General features: G+C 30.3%; 13 protein-coding genes. 8 read left to right on the top strand and 5 right to left on the bottom strand.

Annotated features, from left to right (window positions below; all coding sequences use genetic code 11):
* Positions 1-36: 36 nt before the first annotated feature.
* From queA to ABGT36_RS12325, 5 genes are all read right to left on the bottom strand, one after another.
* The gene (queA, locus tag ABGT36_RS12345; RefSeq protein WP_300080456.1) at positions 37-1,062 is read right to left on the bottom strand and encodes a tRNA preQ1(34) S-adenosylmethionine ribosyltransferase-isomerase QueA; all 1,026 of its coding nucleotides are present in this window, start codon (positions 1,060-1,062) and stop codon (positions 37-39) included.
* Positions 1,063-2,199 (bottom strand): tRNA guanosine(34) transglycosylase Tgt, encoded by a 1,137-nt coding sequence (gene tgt, locus ABGT36_RS12340; RefSeq protein WP_346678239.1) that lies wholly within the window; start codon positions 2,197-2,199, stop codon positions 1,063-1,065.
* An 85-nt stretch (positions 2,200-2,284) separates the two neighbouring features.
* Entirely contained in the window at positions 2,285-3,076 is a 792-nt protein-coding gene (locus tag ABGT36_RS12335; protein WP_087302376.1) for a Cof-type HAD-IIB family hydrolase, read from the bottom strand.
* A 54-nt stretch (positions 3,077-3,130) separates the two neighbouring features.
* On the bottom strand, positions 3,131-3,805 hold the full coding sequence (locus tag ABGT36_RS12330; RefSeq protein ID WP_346678236.1) for a LytTR family DNA-binding domain-containing protein: 675 nt from the start codon (positions 3,803-3,805) through the stop codon (positions 3,131-3,133).
* 124 nt (positions 3,806-3,929) lie between these two features.
* Positions 3,930-4,706: a MurR/RpiR family transcriptional regulator gene (locus ABGT36_RS12325; RefSeq protein WP_087302372.1), complete on the bottom strand. Its 777-nt coding sequence runs from the start codon at positions 4,704-4,706 to the stop codon at positions 3,930-3,932.
* A gap of 331 nt (positions 4,707-5,037) precedes the next feature.
* Between ABGT36_RS12325 and ABGT36_RS12320 the strand changes: the two genes are divergently transcribed.
* The 8 genes from ABGT36_RS12320 (at position 5,038) to ABGT36_RS12285 (ending at position 15,115) form a co-directional block, all read left to right on the top strand.
* Entirely contained in the window at positions 5,038-7,800 is a 2,763-nt protein-coding gene (locus ABGT36_RS12320; protein WP_346678234.1) for a family 20 glycosylhydrolase, read from the top strand.
* Positions 7,801-8,031: 231 nt separating this feature from the next.
* On the top strand, positions 8,032-8,880 hold the full coding sequence (locus tag ABGT36_RS12315) for a sulfide/dihydroorotate dehydrogenase-like FAD/NAD-binding protein (RefSeq protein WP_087300668.1): 849 nt from the start codon (positions 8,032-8,034) through the stop codon (positions 8,878-8,880).
* The gene (gene gltA, locus ABGT36_RS12310; RefSeq protein WP_087300666.1) at positions 8,880-10,274 is read left to right on the top strand and encodes an NADPH-dependent glutamate synthase; all 1,395 of its coding nucleotides are present in this window, start codon (positions 8,880-8,882) and stop codon (positions 10,272-10,274) included. Before ABGT36_RS12315 ends, gltA begins: the two co-directional genes overlap by 1 nt.
* Before the next feature lie 87 nt (positions 10,275-10,361).
* The gene (locus tag ABGT36_RS12305; RefSeq protein ID WP_087373335.1) at positions 10,362-10,946 is read left to right on the top strand and encodes an NAD(P)H-dependent oxidoreductase; all 585 of its coding nucleotides are present in this window, start codon (positions 10,362-10,364) and stop codon (positions 10,944-10,946) included.
* 117 nt (positions 10,947-11,063) lie between these two features.
* Complete coding sequence (locus ABGT36_RS12300; RefSeq protein WP_087300662.1) at positions 11,064-11,729, top strand: transcriptional regulator; 666 nt, start codon at positions 11,064-11,066, stop codon at positions 11,727-11,729.
* 9 nt (positions 11,730-11,738) lie between these two features.
* Positions 11,739-13,379: a putative manganese-dependent inorganic diphosphatase gene (locus ABGT36_RS12295; protein WP_087300660.1), complete on the top strand. Its 1,641-nt coding sequence runs from the start codon at positions 11,739-11,741 to the stop codon at positions 13,377-13,379.
* Between the two features lies 1 nt (position 13,380).
* Positions 13,381-13,647: an RNA-binding S4 domain-containing protein gene (locus ABGT36_RS12290; protein WP_087373338.1), complete on the top strand. Its 267-nt coding sequence runs from the start codon at positions 13,381-13,383 to the stop codon at positions 13,645-13,647.
* Between the two features lie 100 nt (positions 13,648-13,747).
* Positions 13,748-15,115, top strand: a complete 1,368-nt coding sequence (locus ABGT36_RS12285; RefSeq protein ID WP_346678230.1) for an aminopeptidase — start codon at positions 13,748-13,750, stop codon at positions 15,113-15,115.
* Positions 15,116-15,180 lie beyond the last annotated feature (65 nt).

Here is a 15,180-nt window from a genome sequence, read left to right as displayed (position 1 = left end):
ATAACATAATAAAAAGGAAGTTTCTAAAAACTTCCCTTAAATAATAAACATGCTATCACCAAAACTAAAGAAACGATATTTTTTATCAATTGCTTCTTGATAAGCTTTAAAGATAAATTCTTTAGATGCAAAAGCACTAATTAACATTAATAAAGTAGATTTTGGTAAATGGAAATTAGTGATTAAACAATCAATAGCTTCATATTGATATCCAGGATAAATAAAGATATCAGTATTTTCATGAGTTGCTGTGAATTTTCCATATTTTTTAATGTTGGCTTCAAGAGTTCTAGTTGAAGTTGTTCCAACAGCGATTATTCTTTGACCATTAGCTTTAGCTTGATTAAGTTTTTTTGCAACATCAGGTTCAATCATATAAAATTCACTGTGCATATGATGGTCTAAGATATCATCAACTTTTACTGGTCTAAATGTTCCTAGTCCAACATGAAGAGTAACATCTAAGATTTCAATGCCTTTAGCTTTGATTTTTTCAATTATTTCATCAGTAAAGTGTAGCCCAGCTGTAGGAGCGGCAGCACTTCCTTCGATTTTAGCATATACAGTTTGATAACGATTTTGATCATTTAATTTTTCTTTAATATAAGGTGGTAATGGCATTGTACCTAATTGATCAAGAATTTCAAAGAAAATTCCTGTATAGATCATTTTAAATACTCTAATTCCTTCATCTTTAATTTCAATACATTTAGCTTTAAGTAACCCTTCGCCAAAAGTGATTACAGTATCAATTTTTACAATTCGCGCATTTCCCACTAAACATTCCCAAGTATCATCACCAAGATCTTTTAATAATAATACTTCAACATGTCCATTAGTTTCTTCTTTAATACCAAATAAACGGGCTGGGATAACTTTAGTATTATTTCTAACTAAAATATCACCAGGTTGTAAATAATCAATAATGTCATAAAAATGTTTATGTTCAATAGTTTGTTTTTCGCGGTTTAAAACCATTAATCGTGAAGTGTCACGTTTATCAAGAGGTCGTTGAGCAATTAATTCTTCAGGTAAGTTAAAATCAAATTCACTTAATTTCATTTAAAAAGCCCTCTTATAAACATCATGACCATATTGTTTTAAAAATTCTTCTTTGAAATCTAATAAACGATCATTTTTAATTGCTTCACGAATATCTTTAGATAAGTTTAATAAGAAATTGACATTATGAATTGATAATAAAGTTTTACCAAAAATCTCATCACATTTATGTAAGTGGCGAACGTAAGCTCTTGTATAATTCCTACATGTATAACAATCACAGTTAGGATCTAGAGGGGTAAAATCATATTTAAATTTTTCATTATTAATATTTAAACGCCCCATACTAGTCATTACGGCACCATGACGAGCAACTCTTGTTGGTAAAACACAGTCATACATATCAATACCACGAATAGCACATTCAATTAAATCAATTGGATTCCCTACACCCATTAAATAACGTGGCTTATCTTCTGGTAACCATTGAATAGCATCTTCAACCATTTTATACATTACATCTTTAGGTTCACCAACACTAGTACCACCAATTGAATAACCAGGGAAATCCATTGCTACTAATTCTTTGGCACATTGTTCTCTAAGTTCAGGAAAAGCCCCACCTTGAACAATTCCAAATAAAGCTTGTTTTTCAGTATTATGATGAACAGCTTTACCACGTTTAGCCCAGCGAATAGTTCGTTCAACACTATTTTTCATATATTCATAGTCACAAGGGTATGGGGCACATTCATCAAACGACATAATAATATCAGCCCCTAATTTATTTTGAATTTCAATTGACTTTTCAGGTGATAAGAATAATGAGCTTCCATCAATAATACTCTTGAAAGTTACACCTTCTTCTTCAATCTTTCTTGTTTTTCCTAAAGAAAATACTTGAAAACCACCACTATCAGTTAAGATAGGTCCATCATAATTCATAAATTTATGTAATCCACCAGCTTTTTCAACAACATCTTCACCAGGACGTAACCATAGATGATAAGTATTTGCAAGAATAACTTGTGAACCCATATCCTTTAACATTTCAGGAGCAATTCCTTTTACGGTTGCTAAAGTTCCTACTGGCATAAACATTGGTGTTTCTACATCACCATGAGGGGTATGTAAGATTCCATAACGAGCATTTGACTGTTTACAAACATGTTTTAATTCATAGCTTATTGCTGCCATATCTTTCCTCCTTTAAAAGCAAGACCTATTATACATTAAACATAGATTAAAAACAATTTAAAAAGCGCTATGATTATCCATAACGCTAGATTAATTCTAATTTTTTCAAAGCATAATAAATGCCGTCATCATCAATGTTTTTGGTTACTAAGTAAGCTAAGTCAAATAATTCAGGATTGCCATTTCCCATTACAATAGCGTATTTTACATATTCAAGCATTGCCAAATCATTAAAACTATCGCCAAAGACATAAGCATCTTCTAATTCGAGATTAAAATAATCTAATAAAAACTCAATCCCAGTTGCTTTTGAACATCCTTTAGGAACAATTTCTCCAAAGTCATGATCTCTAGTTATATATTGGAATTCTTCACTGATTTCTTTTTTAAAAGTTTCAATATCACTATTTTGATCAAACCAGATTGCAAATTTATCAAATGAAAGATTTTCATCATCAAATGTAGAAACTTTGAATGTTGGAACGGCTTGATAATTTTCTTTTATATTTTGTAAGAAAGGATGACGAATAGAATTATCAAAATAGACCCCATCTTTCCCTTCAAGAACGCCTTCGACATTTGTTTTTCTAAGTAGATCACGAATTTTTTTACATTTTTGTAAACTAAGAGTTTTTGAAAATAAAACTTGATCATGGTAGCGAATATATGTTCCACAACCACAAATATAACCATCAGGGTTTAAATCTTTAATACAATCATCGATAGTAGTATAAGGTCTACCGGTATTGATAAAAATTAAGTGATTATTTTCTTTAGCTTGTTTTAACCCGTCAATAGTACTTTGCGGGATGGTATGAGTAGTTTCTGATAGCAATGTACCGTCAATATCAAAGAATAAAATTTTATTTGTTTTCATGCTTGCCTCCTAGTTGCATTATACAACAAACATTTTTTGCAACAAAGAAAAATATTATCTAGTAATAAGATATTTTTGATATGAGGCAATAGCTTGTTTATACTTACGCCTGCTGATATGTAAAATAGTGCCGTTTGTTAAGAAAACATCTTTGTTTTTTATTTGATAAACAAAATGCCAATTTATTAAATATGACTGATTAATTAAGTGAAAATCTTTTGAATTTAACATTGTTTCTAATTGTGAAAGTTTATATCGGGTAGTTACTGTTGTTTTAGTTGTATAAATATAACTAGTATGCCCCTGACTTTGACAATAAATAATCTGGTTATGTTTGATGGTAATTAAATCACTTTTTGTTTGAATAAGTAAAACGTTATTATGATGATTTGTTTTATGAGTTAAATGATTAATAATAGGATATAAATCTGATTGTAAAAGATTTTGTTTGATTTCATTTATAGGCTGAATATAAAGAAAATCATGATTATTAGCAATAAATATAATATGGGTATTTAAATGTTTTTGACGATATTTTTTTGCAAAAGTGATATTTCGATAGTTATCGATTATAAGCATATCATAATGGGTATTTAAATTAAGTGGTTGAATATCATTATAAGTTGTGATTTTTGGATCAACGCTATGATTATTGAATGCTTTAAGTATTTTTGTTGTTATTTTTTTTACAGTTATTGAATCATTAGTAATAATTGCAATTTTGTACATGATAATTCTCCTAAAAGATAAACATAAGTGCATTTATTATAACATTAAATTAACAAAGTTGTAATTTATTTGTGATTTTATGGAAAATAAAATGACCCATAACGGGTCAAAATCATTATAGTTTTTAAATAACATATTTGTTGTAATATCGATTAATTAAACAATCAATGAAAAATAATAACTTATATTTACCTAAGCTTTCATCATCATGACTACCTAATACAATAGTATCACTAAATTGTTGTGAAAATTTAATTTGACTATTTTGAGTAATTAAAACAATATTAGCTAATGAAATAATAGCAGGAATTGTAATTGCTTTTTCCATTAATAAAGTACCCTCTAAAGAAATAAAAATACAAAGATCGTTAGGACGAATTTGTTTAACTAATTCCATTTGATGTTCTTTTTGAGGATAAAATTCAACATTTTTACTTGCTGTTAATAAAGCTCTTTGTAAGATGCTAGCTAAATCACCAGGAATATGAGTGGCAAATATAAACACTCGCTGTGCTTCATAGATCATATCACATAGTTTATCTATTGATTTTTCTAGTTTATCAGTTTCGATTGCTAAAAAGCTAGCATTGATATTATTTAAAAATGTAAATGTATCGATTTTTTTAAAAGCTTTATTATCTAAAATCATTTCATCGAGTTCTTCTTGGACATCTAAACAGTCAGCTTTAAAATCATTAAAACTTGAATAGCCCATTTTATGACAAAAACGGCTAATACTTGATGGAGATGTATAACAAAGTTCTGATATGTCTTGTAAAGATGTTTTCTTTTTTATTTTACCAACATTTTTTAATAAGCATCTTGCAATATTTATATCAGTATTATTGTTATTTGGGGTAATATTGACAATATTTTGTAGTTTATAAATAAAGCCAGCCATAAATTATTGCTAGTAAATTAACTAGCTATCCCTCCTTTTTATTAGTTGTTTTTTTCATTATATTATGAATTTTTTTCTTTTTAAAGATTGTGAAGAAAAAAGTAAAAAAGTTACATTTTTTTATAAAGATTTGAAAAAATATGAAAAATGTTTCCAAAAAATGCAAAATATTTCATTTTTTGACATGCTTTTTAAAATTTGAATGCAGTATCTATTTCGTGTGTTGAAACCGGATATGGGCCATTTTAAAATAAAAATAGCCAAGGGATAGAAAGGAGGATCGGTTGATAAATCCCAAAGACAAATTTATTTTTAGAGAAAGGAAAAAAATATGAAAAAGACAAAAATATTTGCATCAATGCTTGCTTGTGCGATGACTATTGGTATGTTTAGTCAAATAACCTATGCACAAGGTAACGAATATATGACAAATCCATCTTTTGAAAATGAAATTGATAGAAATGCAATTCAACTTTATAAAGCTGAAAGAACTTCAGAAAAAGCTTATGATGGAAACTGGTCTATTAAGGTTGGAAATTATAAACCAGAAAATGAACATGAAATACCAATCTGGTCTTATAATTATGGTAAGGGAAGTGTTAATGTCATTATTGATAATGTAAAACCTAATACAACATATGAAGTAACTACACATTATTATAATGAAACTGGCGTAAAAATGTCGACAGGTGTTCTTGATGTTGATGGTGATTATTCAGCTGAATATCCATGGAAATTAGCATCTAATATTAAGACAAATGCACAAAAAAGTACTGAATGGCAAACTAATGTTCATACAATCACTACTGGACCAAGAACAGATGAAATTTATGCATTTGCATACATGGAATGGACAGGTAATGAAAGTGGAGCAGGTGTTTTCTATTTTGATGATGTTGAAATAAAAGAAGTAGAAACAGTTGAAAATAATGTTCAAACAATAGCTTATAACGGCGAAACTACTGGATTCCCTGATACTGTTCCAGCGATTCAAAATTTTGAACAAACAAGTGGTGTTTACAAATTGACAAAGAGAAATCAAGTTTTCTCTACTGATGAATTCTCTAAAGCTAAAACTGAATATTTAGCAAAGTCAATGAAAGAAAAGGGAATTATTGAAAATTATACTATAAATGTTATTGATAATATTAGTAATGCAAAAGGAATTACTCTTTATAAACAACCAGTATCTTTTGAATTAAATGATATGGTTAAAGGTAGAGAATGTGAAAAAGATGCATATCAAATTGATATCACTGAAAATGCAGTAACTATCTACTCTGATTACATTGAAGGAATTCAAAATGGTTCAATGACTATTTTACAAGCTTTTGTTCAAAGAGATAGTCTAAATTGTGGTGTTGTTCAAGACTATACAGATCAAAATATTCGTGGATTACAAGTTGACTCTGGTAGACGTTATTATTCAATCGATTGGTTGAAAAAACAAGTTGAACAAATGGCATATTACAAACAAAATGTATTGCAATTAAGACTCAAAGATAACGAAGGAATTCGTTTTGATTCTAAAGTAGCTCCTGAATTAGTTGACCGAAAAGGTGGTTTCTGGACTCAAGAAGAAATTGATGAATTAGTAAATTATGCTGCTAAGTTTAATATCGAAGTAATTCCAGAAGTAGACTTCCCTGGTCACTCAGGTCAAGAAGCTGATTATCATAAAGAATGGAAAATTACTGAGAATTGTTCAAATTTAGATTTTTCAAAACCTGAAGTTAGAGAATATATATTTGCAATTTATCAAGAAGCAGCTAATATGTTCCATGCCAAAACTATCCATATCGGTGGTGATGAATATTTCCAAACATCAGGATGGGGTGTTGAAGGTAATCAAAAATTATCAGCTTGGGCTCAAGAACAAACTGGAAATCCTGCTGCTGATCAAAGAGATGCTTTGAAATTATTCTTTAATGAAGCAGCCAAACCTTTCTTAGATAAAGGAATGAAAGTATTAGTATGGAATGATAATATCTTCTCATTTGATAGTGTTGTTGATTTAGATAAAAGAATTGTAGTTGACGTTTGGGGTGGCGGAATTTATGGTTCTGTAATGGCTTCTGATGCAATTAAAGCTGGATATAATGTAATGTCAAGTTCTTCATCAAACTATCATGATTTATGGCCACAACAAGGTCAAAATAAATTAGATCGTCCAGCACCAAAGAATTTATATGAAAACTTTACTAGATATACTTATTCAGGTAGTGCATTTAATTACCCATTCTACAATCAAGATGAAGTATTAACAGAAAACTTAGATCAAGCTCAAGGACAAGTTTTCCCAATTTGGGATGATGCTCATGGTTATGTTCCTGAATACATACTTTCAAGAACATTATTCCCAAGATATGCTGGATTTGCATACAAAACTTGGGGTGCTGAATATGACAGCGGACTTTCATATGAAGAATTTGAACGTTTAGCATACGCTGTTGAATCACCAAGACCAGAATTATTAGGTAGCCAAGTTGCTAAAAAATACACAGCAACTGATTATCAAGCAGTAGTTAAAACTATCAAAGATGGACTAGCTAATATCAAAACAGATGATATAAACGTACAAAAGAATATTGATGAATTAAACGCTTTGTTAGATACACCTAATGACAAAACATTATATACTGTTCAAGAAATTGAAACATTAATTCATAAATATGAAAATGTAGAATATGTAGCTGATAAAGGAAAAGTAACAATTAAATATGTTGATGAAACTAATAAAGATTTATGCGATCCAATAGTTATCGAAGATGAAGTTGGCATGGCATATACTTCTACTGCAAAAGAATTTGAAAATTATACATTAGTACAAGCACCTGCAAATGCTAATGGTGTTATTGAAAAAGGTGAATTAGAAGTAGTATATGTATATCAAAAGAATCAAGTGCCTCCAACACCAGAAGATCCAGATAAAAATGATCCTGTAAAAGATAATGGAAGCCAAAATGGACAAAATAATTCAAAAGGTTCAGTTGAAACTGGTGATCAAACTGCCCTTCTAGCAACTGTATTTGTCAGTGCAATATCTCTTTTAGGAATATACGCTAGTATTAAAATGAGAAAAAGAAAAAATTAATTTTAATAGAAACTGGGATTAAATAACCCAGTTTTTATTATATGTAAAAGCAATCTTTGTTTCTACGAGGCTACATGCTATAATAATGATACATGGGCGATGTGGTATATGAATAAAAAACATGGTATTAAAAAGAAGTTATTAAAGGAATAATTTTTTTAAAATACCATTGTTTCTTTTATTCAAGAAAGATATAATATTACAAGAATAAGAAAGTAGGGGAATTTAAGCATGTATAAGATTATACGAAAAGAAGTATTAAATGATGTTGTAGAACTTATGGAAATTCATGCTCCTTATGTCGCAAAAAAATGCGAACCTGGTCAATTCATTATTCTTCGTGTTGGTGAAGATGGTGAAAGAATTCCATTAACGATTGCAGATTTTGATCGTGAAAAAGAAACAATTACTATCATTTATCAAATTGTAGGCTATTCAACAAAAGAATTATCAAAATTAAATGAAGGTGATGAACTAACTGATTTTGTTGGTCCGTTAGGTGTTCCAACTACATTCCACGAAGTTAAAAGAGTTATTGGGGTAGCTGGAGGTGTTGGAAGCGCTCCACTATATCCACAACTTCGTGAACTAGCTGCTCGTGGAGTAGAAGTAGATGTTATCATTGGTGGTCGTGAAGCTCAATATGTATTAATGGCAGATGAGTTTAAAAAATTCTGTAAAAATGTTTATATTGCAACAGATGATGGATCACTTGGAACTAAAGGTTTTGTAACTACTGTTTTAACTGATTTATTAGAAAAAGGTGAAACATATGATGAAGTTATCGCTATTGGTCCTGTACCAATGATGAAAGCTGTTGTTGGTGTTACTAAGCCAAGAAATATTAAAACTTCAGTTTCATTAAATCCAATTATGATTGATGGAACAGGAATGTGCGGTTGCTGTCGTGTAACAGTTGACGGTAAAGTTAAATTTGCTTGTGTGGATGGTCCTGATTTTGATGGATTACAAGTTGATTTTGATGAATTAATGATGCGTCAAAGAATGTTTAAAGAAGAAGAACATGTAGTAAGTGAAAATGCTAATAGAATGTGTAATTTAATGGGAGGTGTCAAATAATGGCTAAACCAAATATGTCACCTACAAAGGTTCAAATGCCTGAACAAGAACCTGATGTAAGAAATAAAAACTTTAAAGAAGTTGCTTTAGGATATACTAAAGAAATGGCAATGGAAGAAGCAACTAGATGTTTAAACTGTAAACATCAGCCATGTAAAACAGGATGTCCAGTAGGAGTTCCAATTCCTGAATTTATAAAAGAAGTTGCTGCTGGAAATTTTGAAGAAGCATATAAAATCATTACAAGTGAAAATGCTTTACCAGCTATTTGTGGACGTGTTTGCCCTCAAGAAAATCAATGTGAAGGAAAATGTGTTCGTGGTATTAAAGGTGAAGCAGTTGGTATTGGTCGATTAGAACGTTTTGTTGCTGATTACCATATGGCTCACGGTAAACCTGCTACTTTAGATATTAAACCAAATGGTAAAAAAGTAGCGATTGTAGGTTCTGGACCTGCAGGAATTACTTGTGCTGGTGAATTAGCTAAAAAAGGATATGATGTAACTGTTTTTGAAGCACTTCATAAAACAGGTGGAGTTCTTTCTTATGGAATTCCTGAATTCCGTTTACCAAAAGATTTAGTTCAAAAAGAAGTTGACAGCGTTGCTGCTTTAGGTGTTGACTTTGAAACAAATGTTGTTGTAGGACGTTCAATTACAATTGATGAATTACAAGAACAAGGATATCAAGGTATCTTCATTGGTAGTGGTGCTGGATTACCTCGATTCCAAAATATTCCTGGTGAAAACTTAAACGGTGTTTATGCAGCAAATGAATTTTTAACACGTGTTAACTTAATGAAGGGATATGAATTCCCTAATCATCCTACACCTGTTAAAATTACTGATACAGTTTGTGTAATCGGTGCTGGTAACGTAGCAATGGATGCGGCAAGAACAGCTAAACGTTTAGGGGCTAAAAATGTTTATATTGTTTATCGTCGTGGTGTTGATGAAATTCCAGCTCGTGCTGAAGAAGTACATCATGCTAAAGAAGAAGGAATTATCTTTAAATTATTAACTAACCCAGTTAAAATCGAAGGTGAAGATGGATGGGTTAAATCAATGGAATGTGTAGAAATGGAACTTGGTGAACCTGATGAATCAGGACGTAGAAGACCAGTTGTTATTGAAGGTTCAAACTTTGTTATTGAAACTGGAACTGTAATTGTAGCAATTGGACAAAGTCCAAATCCATTGATTAGACAAACTACTCCTGGTCTAGATACTCAAAGATGGGGTGGAATTATTGTTGATGAAGACACTATGAAAACAAGTAAAGAAGGTGTCTTTGCCGGTGGCGATGTTGTAACTGGTGCAGCAACAGTAATTTTAGCTATGGGTGCTGGTAAAACAGCTGCTAAAGCAATGGATGAATATTTATCAAAATTATAAGATAGTTAGATTGATCAACTCTATTAATTTAGAGTTGATTTTTATTTTTAGTAACACTTTATGTTAAAATGGAGGTGAGGTGATTGAATGGAGGTATTAATAATATATTGTCATCCTAGCGATAATAGTTTTACAGCACGGGTTAAAGATGAATTTATTAAGGGACTAGTGGCAGCAGGACATCAATATACTTTAGTGGATTTATATCAAGAAAATTTTAATGAGACTTTTAGTGAACAAGAATATACAAGAGAAGCTTTTTATAATGATGAGATGTCAATTAGTGAAGATGTGAAAGCTTATCATAAGTTAATTAATGAGGCTGATATTTTAACTTTTATTTATCCGGTATTTTGGACTGAAGCGCCAGCTAAGCTAGTAGGATGGTTTCAAAGAGTTTGGACTTATGGCTTTGCCTATGGTAATCATGCAGCAATGAAACAATTAGATAAAGCATTGTTTTTGGTTACAATGGGCGGTGATCTTAATGAATTAGTGCGCCAGGAGCAATTAGAGGCAATGAAAACAGTTATGCTTGAAGATCGTATCAATGAACGAGCTAAAGAAAAAGAAATGATTGTTTTTGATCGAATGTCTAGAGATTATCCTAATCGAGAAGCTAATTTTGAACGTTTTTTAAAAATGGCTTATCAAATAGGAAATAATTTGTAGTTTGTATTTAAGTGATAAAAAAGTTATAAATTATTGAATTAATTATTATCATGATAAAAAAGCTATTAATTTTTTATCATTTCGTGTATAATTGACATAAAGGAGTGATAATAAAAAATGTATAAATTTTTGGAACCATATGCTGCAATGGTTGAATTTCTAGGAAAAGCATTAGGGGACAATGTCGAAATCGCTTTACATGATTTAACTTCAAAAGATCAAGAAATTGTCGCAATAATCAATAACCATAACTCAGGAAGAGAAATTGGGGCTAAGTTATCGAATTTATCACTACATTACTTAGAAGAAAAACAATATCTTGATCATGATTATGTAATTAATTATAAAACTACCGGACCTGACGGTAAATTAATGCGAGCTGCTACTTATTTTATTAAGGAATCCGATAAAGAAATGCCAGTAGGAATGCTTTGTATTAATGTTAATATTTCTGATTTTGAGTATTTAACAGCAACAATTAAAAAAATCTTAGGGATTAAAGATGAAAAAGATATTGAATTTAAAATGGATAATCCAGTCGAAATCTTATCTTCACCTTTAGATGAAATGATTGATATGTATATTAAAGAATGTCTAGAAAAAATGGGCTTCCCAAGTTATTTCTTGGCAGAACGATTAAATGTTGATGAAAAGATCAAAGTAGTTAAATATCTACAAGAAAAAGGTACCTTTAAAGTTAAAGGAGCAATTGTTTTAGTTGCTGAAAAACTAGCGGTTTCCGAACCAACAGTATATCGTTATTTAAAGAAAATGGAAAAATAGGAGGTTAAAATGAAAGAAGTCGTATATGTTAGTGGACATAGAAATCCAGATACTGACAGTATTTGTTCAGCGATTGCTTATTCATATTTATTAAAAGCTATTAATCGCTATAATGCAATGCCGGTTAGATTAGGAAAAGTTAATCGGGAAACTGAATATGTTTTAAAAAGATTTGATGTTGAGATACCGGTTTTATTGAAAACAGTAAAACAAAAAGTAGAAGATTTAAACTATGATAAAGTAACTGTTTTTTCTAAAGAATTAACACTAAAAACAGCATGGGATCTAATGAAACAACAAAATGTAAAATCAGCACCAATATTAGATGACCATGGGCAATTATTAGGTTTACTTTCAACATCAAATATTGTTGAAGGATTCATGGAAAAATGGGATAGTAGTTTATTAAAAGATGCGCATACACCAATTGAAAATGTTATCGATACTCTTGAAGCTTCAATTCTTTATTTGAACCATGATTTAAAAATAATCAGTGGTGATCTTCATATCGCTGCAATGCGTGGTGAAGAAGCTAAAAAAAGAATTAAACCAGGGGATATTGTTATTGTTGGTGGTGACCGTGATGATGCTGTTAATTCATTAATTGAAGCACAAGTATCTTTAATTATTTTGACAGGTTCTCTTGAACTTGAAAAAGATATGCTTGATAAATTGAAAGATAAGGGGATTAGTGTTATTTCTACACCATTTAATACATATTTAACTTCACAACAAATTATTCAAGCTATTCCAGTTGAATATATTATGCAAAAGGGTGATTTGAAAATTTTCACTACTGATGATACATTGGATCATGTAAAAGAAGTCATGAGTGAAACTCGTTTTAGAAGTTATCCAGTATTAGATTTAAATAATAGATGTGTAGGAAGTATTTCACGTTTTGCTCTGTTAAAAGGATTAAGAAAAAAAGTTATTTTAGTCGACCATAACGAACGTGGTCAATCAATTCCTGGAATTGAAGAAGCTGATATTTTAGAAATTGTCGATCACCATCGTGTTGCTGATATTCAAACAGTTGGACCATTATTATTTAGAGGGGAACCACTTGGATCAACAGCAACAATTGTTACTAAAATGTTTGAAGAATTTGATGTTGAAATTCCACAAGCAATTGCAGGAATTTTACTTGGAGCAGTTGTTTCTGATACATTGTTGTTTAAATCACCAACATGTACACCAACAGATACAAAAATAGCTCGCAAATTAGCTAAAATTGCTCAAGTTGATATTCAAGAATTTGCAATGGATATGTTTAAAGCTGGAACATCTTTAGCTGGAAAAACAGTGGAAGAAATCTTTAATCAAGATTTCAAAAAATTCTTATTTGAAAATGGAACAGTTGGTGTTGGGCAAGTAAACACTATGGATATTGAAGGCTTTGCGGAATATAAAGCAGAAATGCTTGAATATATGACAAAATTCGCTCAAGATAATAATTTAGACTTTGTGGCATTATTATTGACAGATGTAATTAATGCTAATAGTGAAATTTTTGCAGCTGGACCAAAAGCATATTTAGTTGAACAAGCATTTAATATTAAATTAAATGATAGTCAAGCAACTTTAAAAGGTGTTATTTCTCGTAAAAAACAAGTAGTTCCTGCAATTACTGCAGTTATGAGTGATTAAAATGAGATTAGATAAATTTTTAAAAGTATCCAGAATCATTAAGCGTCGGACTTTATCAAAAGAAATTAGTGAAAGTTCTCGAGTTAAAGTTAATGGGAAAGTAGCTAAACCAAGTACTCGTTTAAAAGTAGGCGATGAAATTGAAATTGAGTTTGGACGTAGTCTATTAACGGTTCGAGTAAAAGAATTAAAAGAACATGTATTAAAAGAAGATAGCACGATGCTTTATGAGATAATTAAGGAAGAAAGAATTCAACGAGATATCTAGTTAGCTAGATATCTTTTGTTTATAATAATTATATATGTAAATTGTTTGATAGATATTGCAATTTGGTATACTATATATAAAGAAGTGAAAGGAGATTTTTATGTACGCAAAATTAGCTTGGGAAAAATATACTGATGAACAAATAAAAGATGTTATGGCTTTTAATGAAGGCTATAAAAACTTTATTACTAATGGAAAAACAGAAAGATTATGTGTTAAACAAAGTATTGAGTTAGCCAAAGAAAAAGGTTTTAAAGAATTAAGTGAATATGAAACTTTAAAACCAGGTGATAAAGTATATGTTAATAATATGAATAAAAATATCGCATTGTTTGTAGTTGGAAAACAACCAATAGAAACAGGGATGCGTATTTTAGGGGCTCATATTGATTCTCCAAGAATGGATTTAAAGCAAAATCCTTTATATGAAAGTGAAGGGTTTGCTTTGTTAGATACTCATTATTATGGTGGGGTAAAAAAATATCAATGGGTAACAATTCCTTTATCTTTAATTGGGGTTGTTGTAAAAAAAGATGGTACTGTAATTGATGTAAATATTGGTGAAGATGAAAATGATCCAGTGGTAGGTATTTCTGATTTATTAATTCATTTATCTGCAGATCAAATGAAAAAAGATGCATCTAAAGTTATTGAAGGTGAAGATTTAGACGTTACAATTGCTAGTATTCCTTTAAAAGATAGTGAAAAAGAAGCTGTTAAAGCCAATGTTTTAAAAATCTTAAAAGAAAAATATGATTTTGAAGAAGAAGATTTTTTAAGTGCTGAAATTGAAGTTGTTCCTAGTGGAAAAGCACGTGATTATGGAATTGACCGTAGCATGGTAGCTGGATATGGACATGATGATCGTGTCTGTGCTTATACTTCATTGATGGCATTATTACAAGTAAACGTTCCTGAATATACTAGCTGCTGTATCTTGGTTGATAAAGAAGAAATCGGTAGTGTTGGAGCTACTGGAGCCCAATCACTATTCTTTGAAAACACAGTGGCTGAATTACTTGCAAAACAAGGAACTGATAGTTTTGTAAAAACTCGTCAAGCTTTAGCTAATTCAAAAATGTTATCTAGTGACGTTAGTGCTGGTGTTGATCCATTATATTTAAGTGTTAATGATAAGAAAAATGCTGCTTATTTAGGTAAAGGTATTGTTTTTAACAAATATACTGGATCACGTGGTAAGAGTGGTTCTAATGATGCTAATGCTGAATATATGGCAGAAATTAGAAATGTTTTAGATAGTAAAAATGTATATTATCAAACTGCTGAATTAGGTAAAGTTGATCAAGGTGGTGGGGGAACCATCGCATATATTTTAGGAAACTATAATATGAATGTTATTGATGCTGGTGTTGCTGTATTAAATATGCATGCGCCAATGGAAATTGTAAGCAAAGTAGATGTTTATGAAGCTTATATAGCTTATTTAACATTCTTAGAAAATATTTAAGATATTTGGTTTTTCCAAATATCTTTTTTTATGTCATAATATAATTATTATAAAGATGGGAGGTT

Origin of the sequence: Erysipelatoclostridium sp. An173, assembly GCF_963931465.1 — a bacterium.
Lineage (GTDB): Bacteria > Bacillota_I > Bacilli_A > Erysipelotrichales > Coprobacillaceae > Thomasclavelia > Thomasclavelia merdavium.
This window is presented reverse-complemented; position numbering and strand designations above follow the sequence as displayed.

Coding starts and splice junctions, on each gene's coding strand:
- ABGT36_RS12295 (WP_087300660.1), top strand. CDS start 11,739: ATGAAAGAAGTCGTATATGTTAGTGGACATAGAAATCCAGATACTGAC.
- ABGT36_RS12285 (WP_346678230.1), top strand. CDS start 13,748: ATGTACGCAAAATTAGCTTGGGAAAAATATACTGATGAACAAATAAAA.
- queA (WP_300080456.1), bottom strand. CDS start 1,062: ATGAAATTAAGTGAATTTGATTTTAACTTACCTGAAGAATTAATTGCT.
- ABGT36_RS12305 (WP_087373335.1), top strand. CDS start 10,362: ATGGAGGTATTAATAATATATTGTCATCCTAGCGATAATAGTTTTACA.
- ABGT36_RS12315 (WP_087300668.1), top strand. CDS start 8,032: ATGTATAAGATTATACGAAAAGAAGTATTAAATGATGTTGTAGAACTT.
- gltA (WP_087300666.1), top strand. CDS start 8,880: ATGGCTAAACCAAATATGTCACCTACAAAGGTTCAAATGCCTGAACAA.
- ABGT36_RS12290 (WP_087373338.1), top strand. CDS start 13,381: ATGAGATTAGATAAATTTTTAAAAGTATCCAGAATCATTAAGCGTCGG.
- ABGT36_RS12330 (WP_346678236.1), bottom strand. CDS start 3,805: ATGTACAAAATTGCAATTATTACTAATGATTCAATAACTGTAAAAAAA.
- ABGT36_RS12320 (WP_346678234.1), top strand. CDS start 5,038: ATGAAAAAGACAAAAATATTTGCATCAATGCTTGCTTGTGCGATGACT.
- ABGT36_RS12335 (WP_087302376.1), bottom strand. CDS start 3,076: ATGAAAACAAATAAAATTTTATTCTTTGATATTGACGGTACATTGCTA.
- ABGT36_RS12325 (WP_087302372.1), bottom strand. CDS start 4,706: ATGGCTGGCTTTATTTATAAACTACAAAATATTGTCAATATTACCCCA.
- ABGT36_RS12300 (WP_087300662.1), top strand. CDS start 11,064: ATGTATAAATTTTTGGAACCATATGCTGCAATGGTTGAATTTCTAGGA.
- tgt (WP_346678239.1), bottom strand. CDS start 2,199: ATGGCAGCAATAAGCTATGAATTAAAACATGTTTGTAAACAGTCAAAT.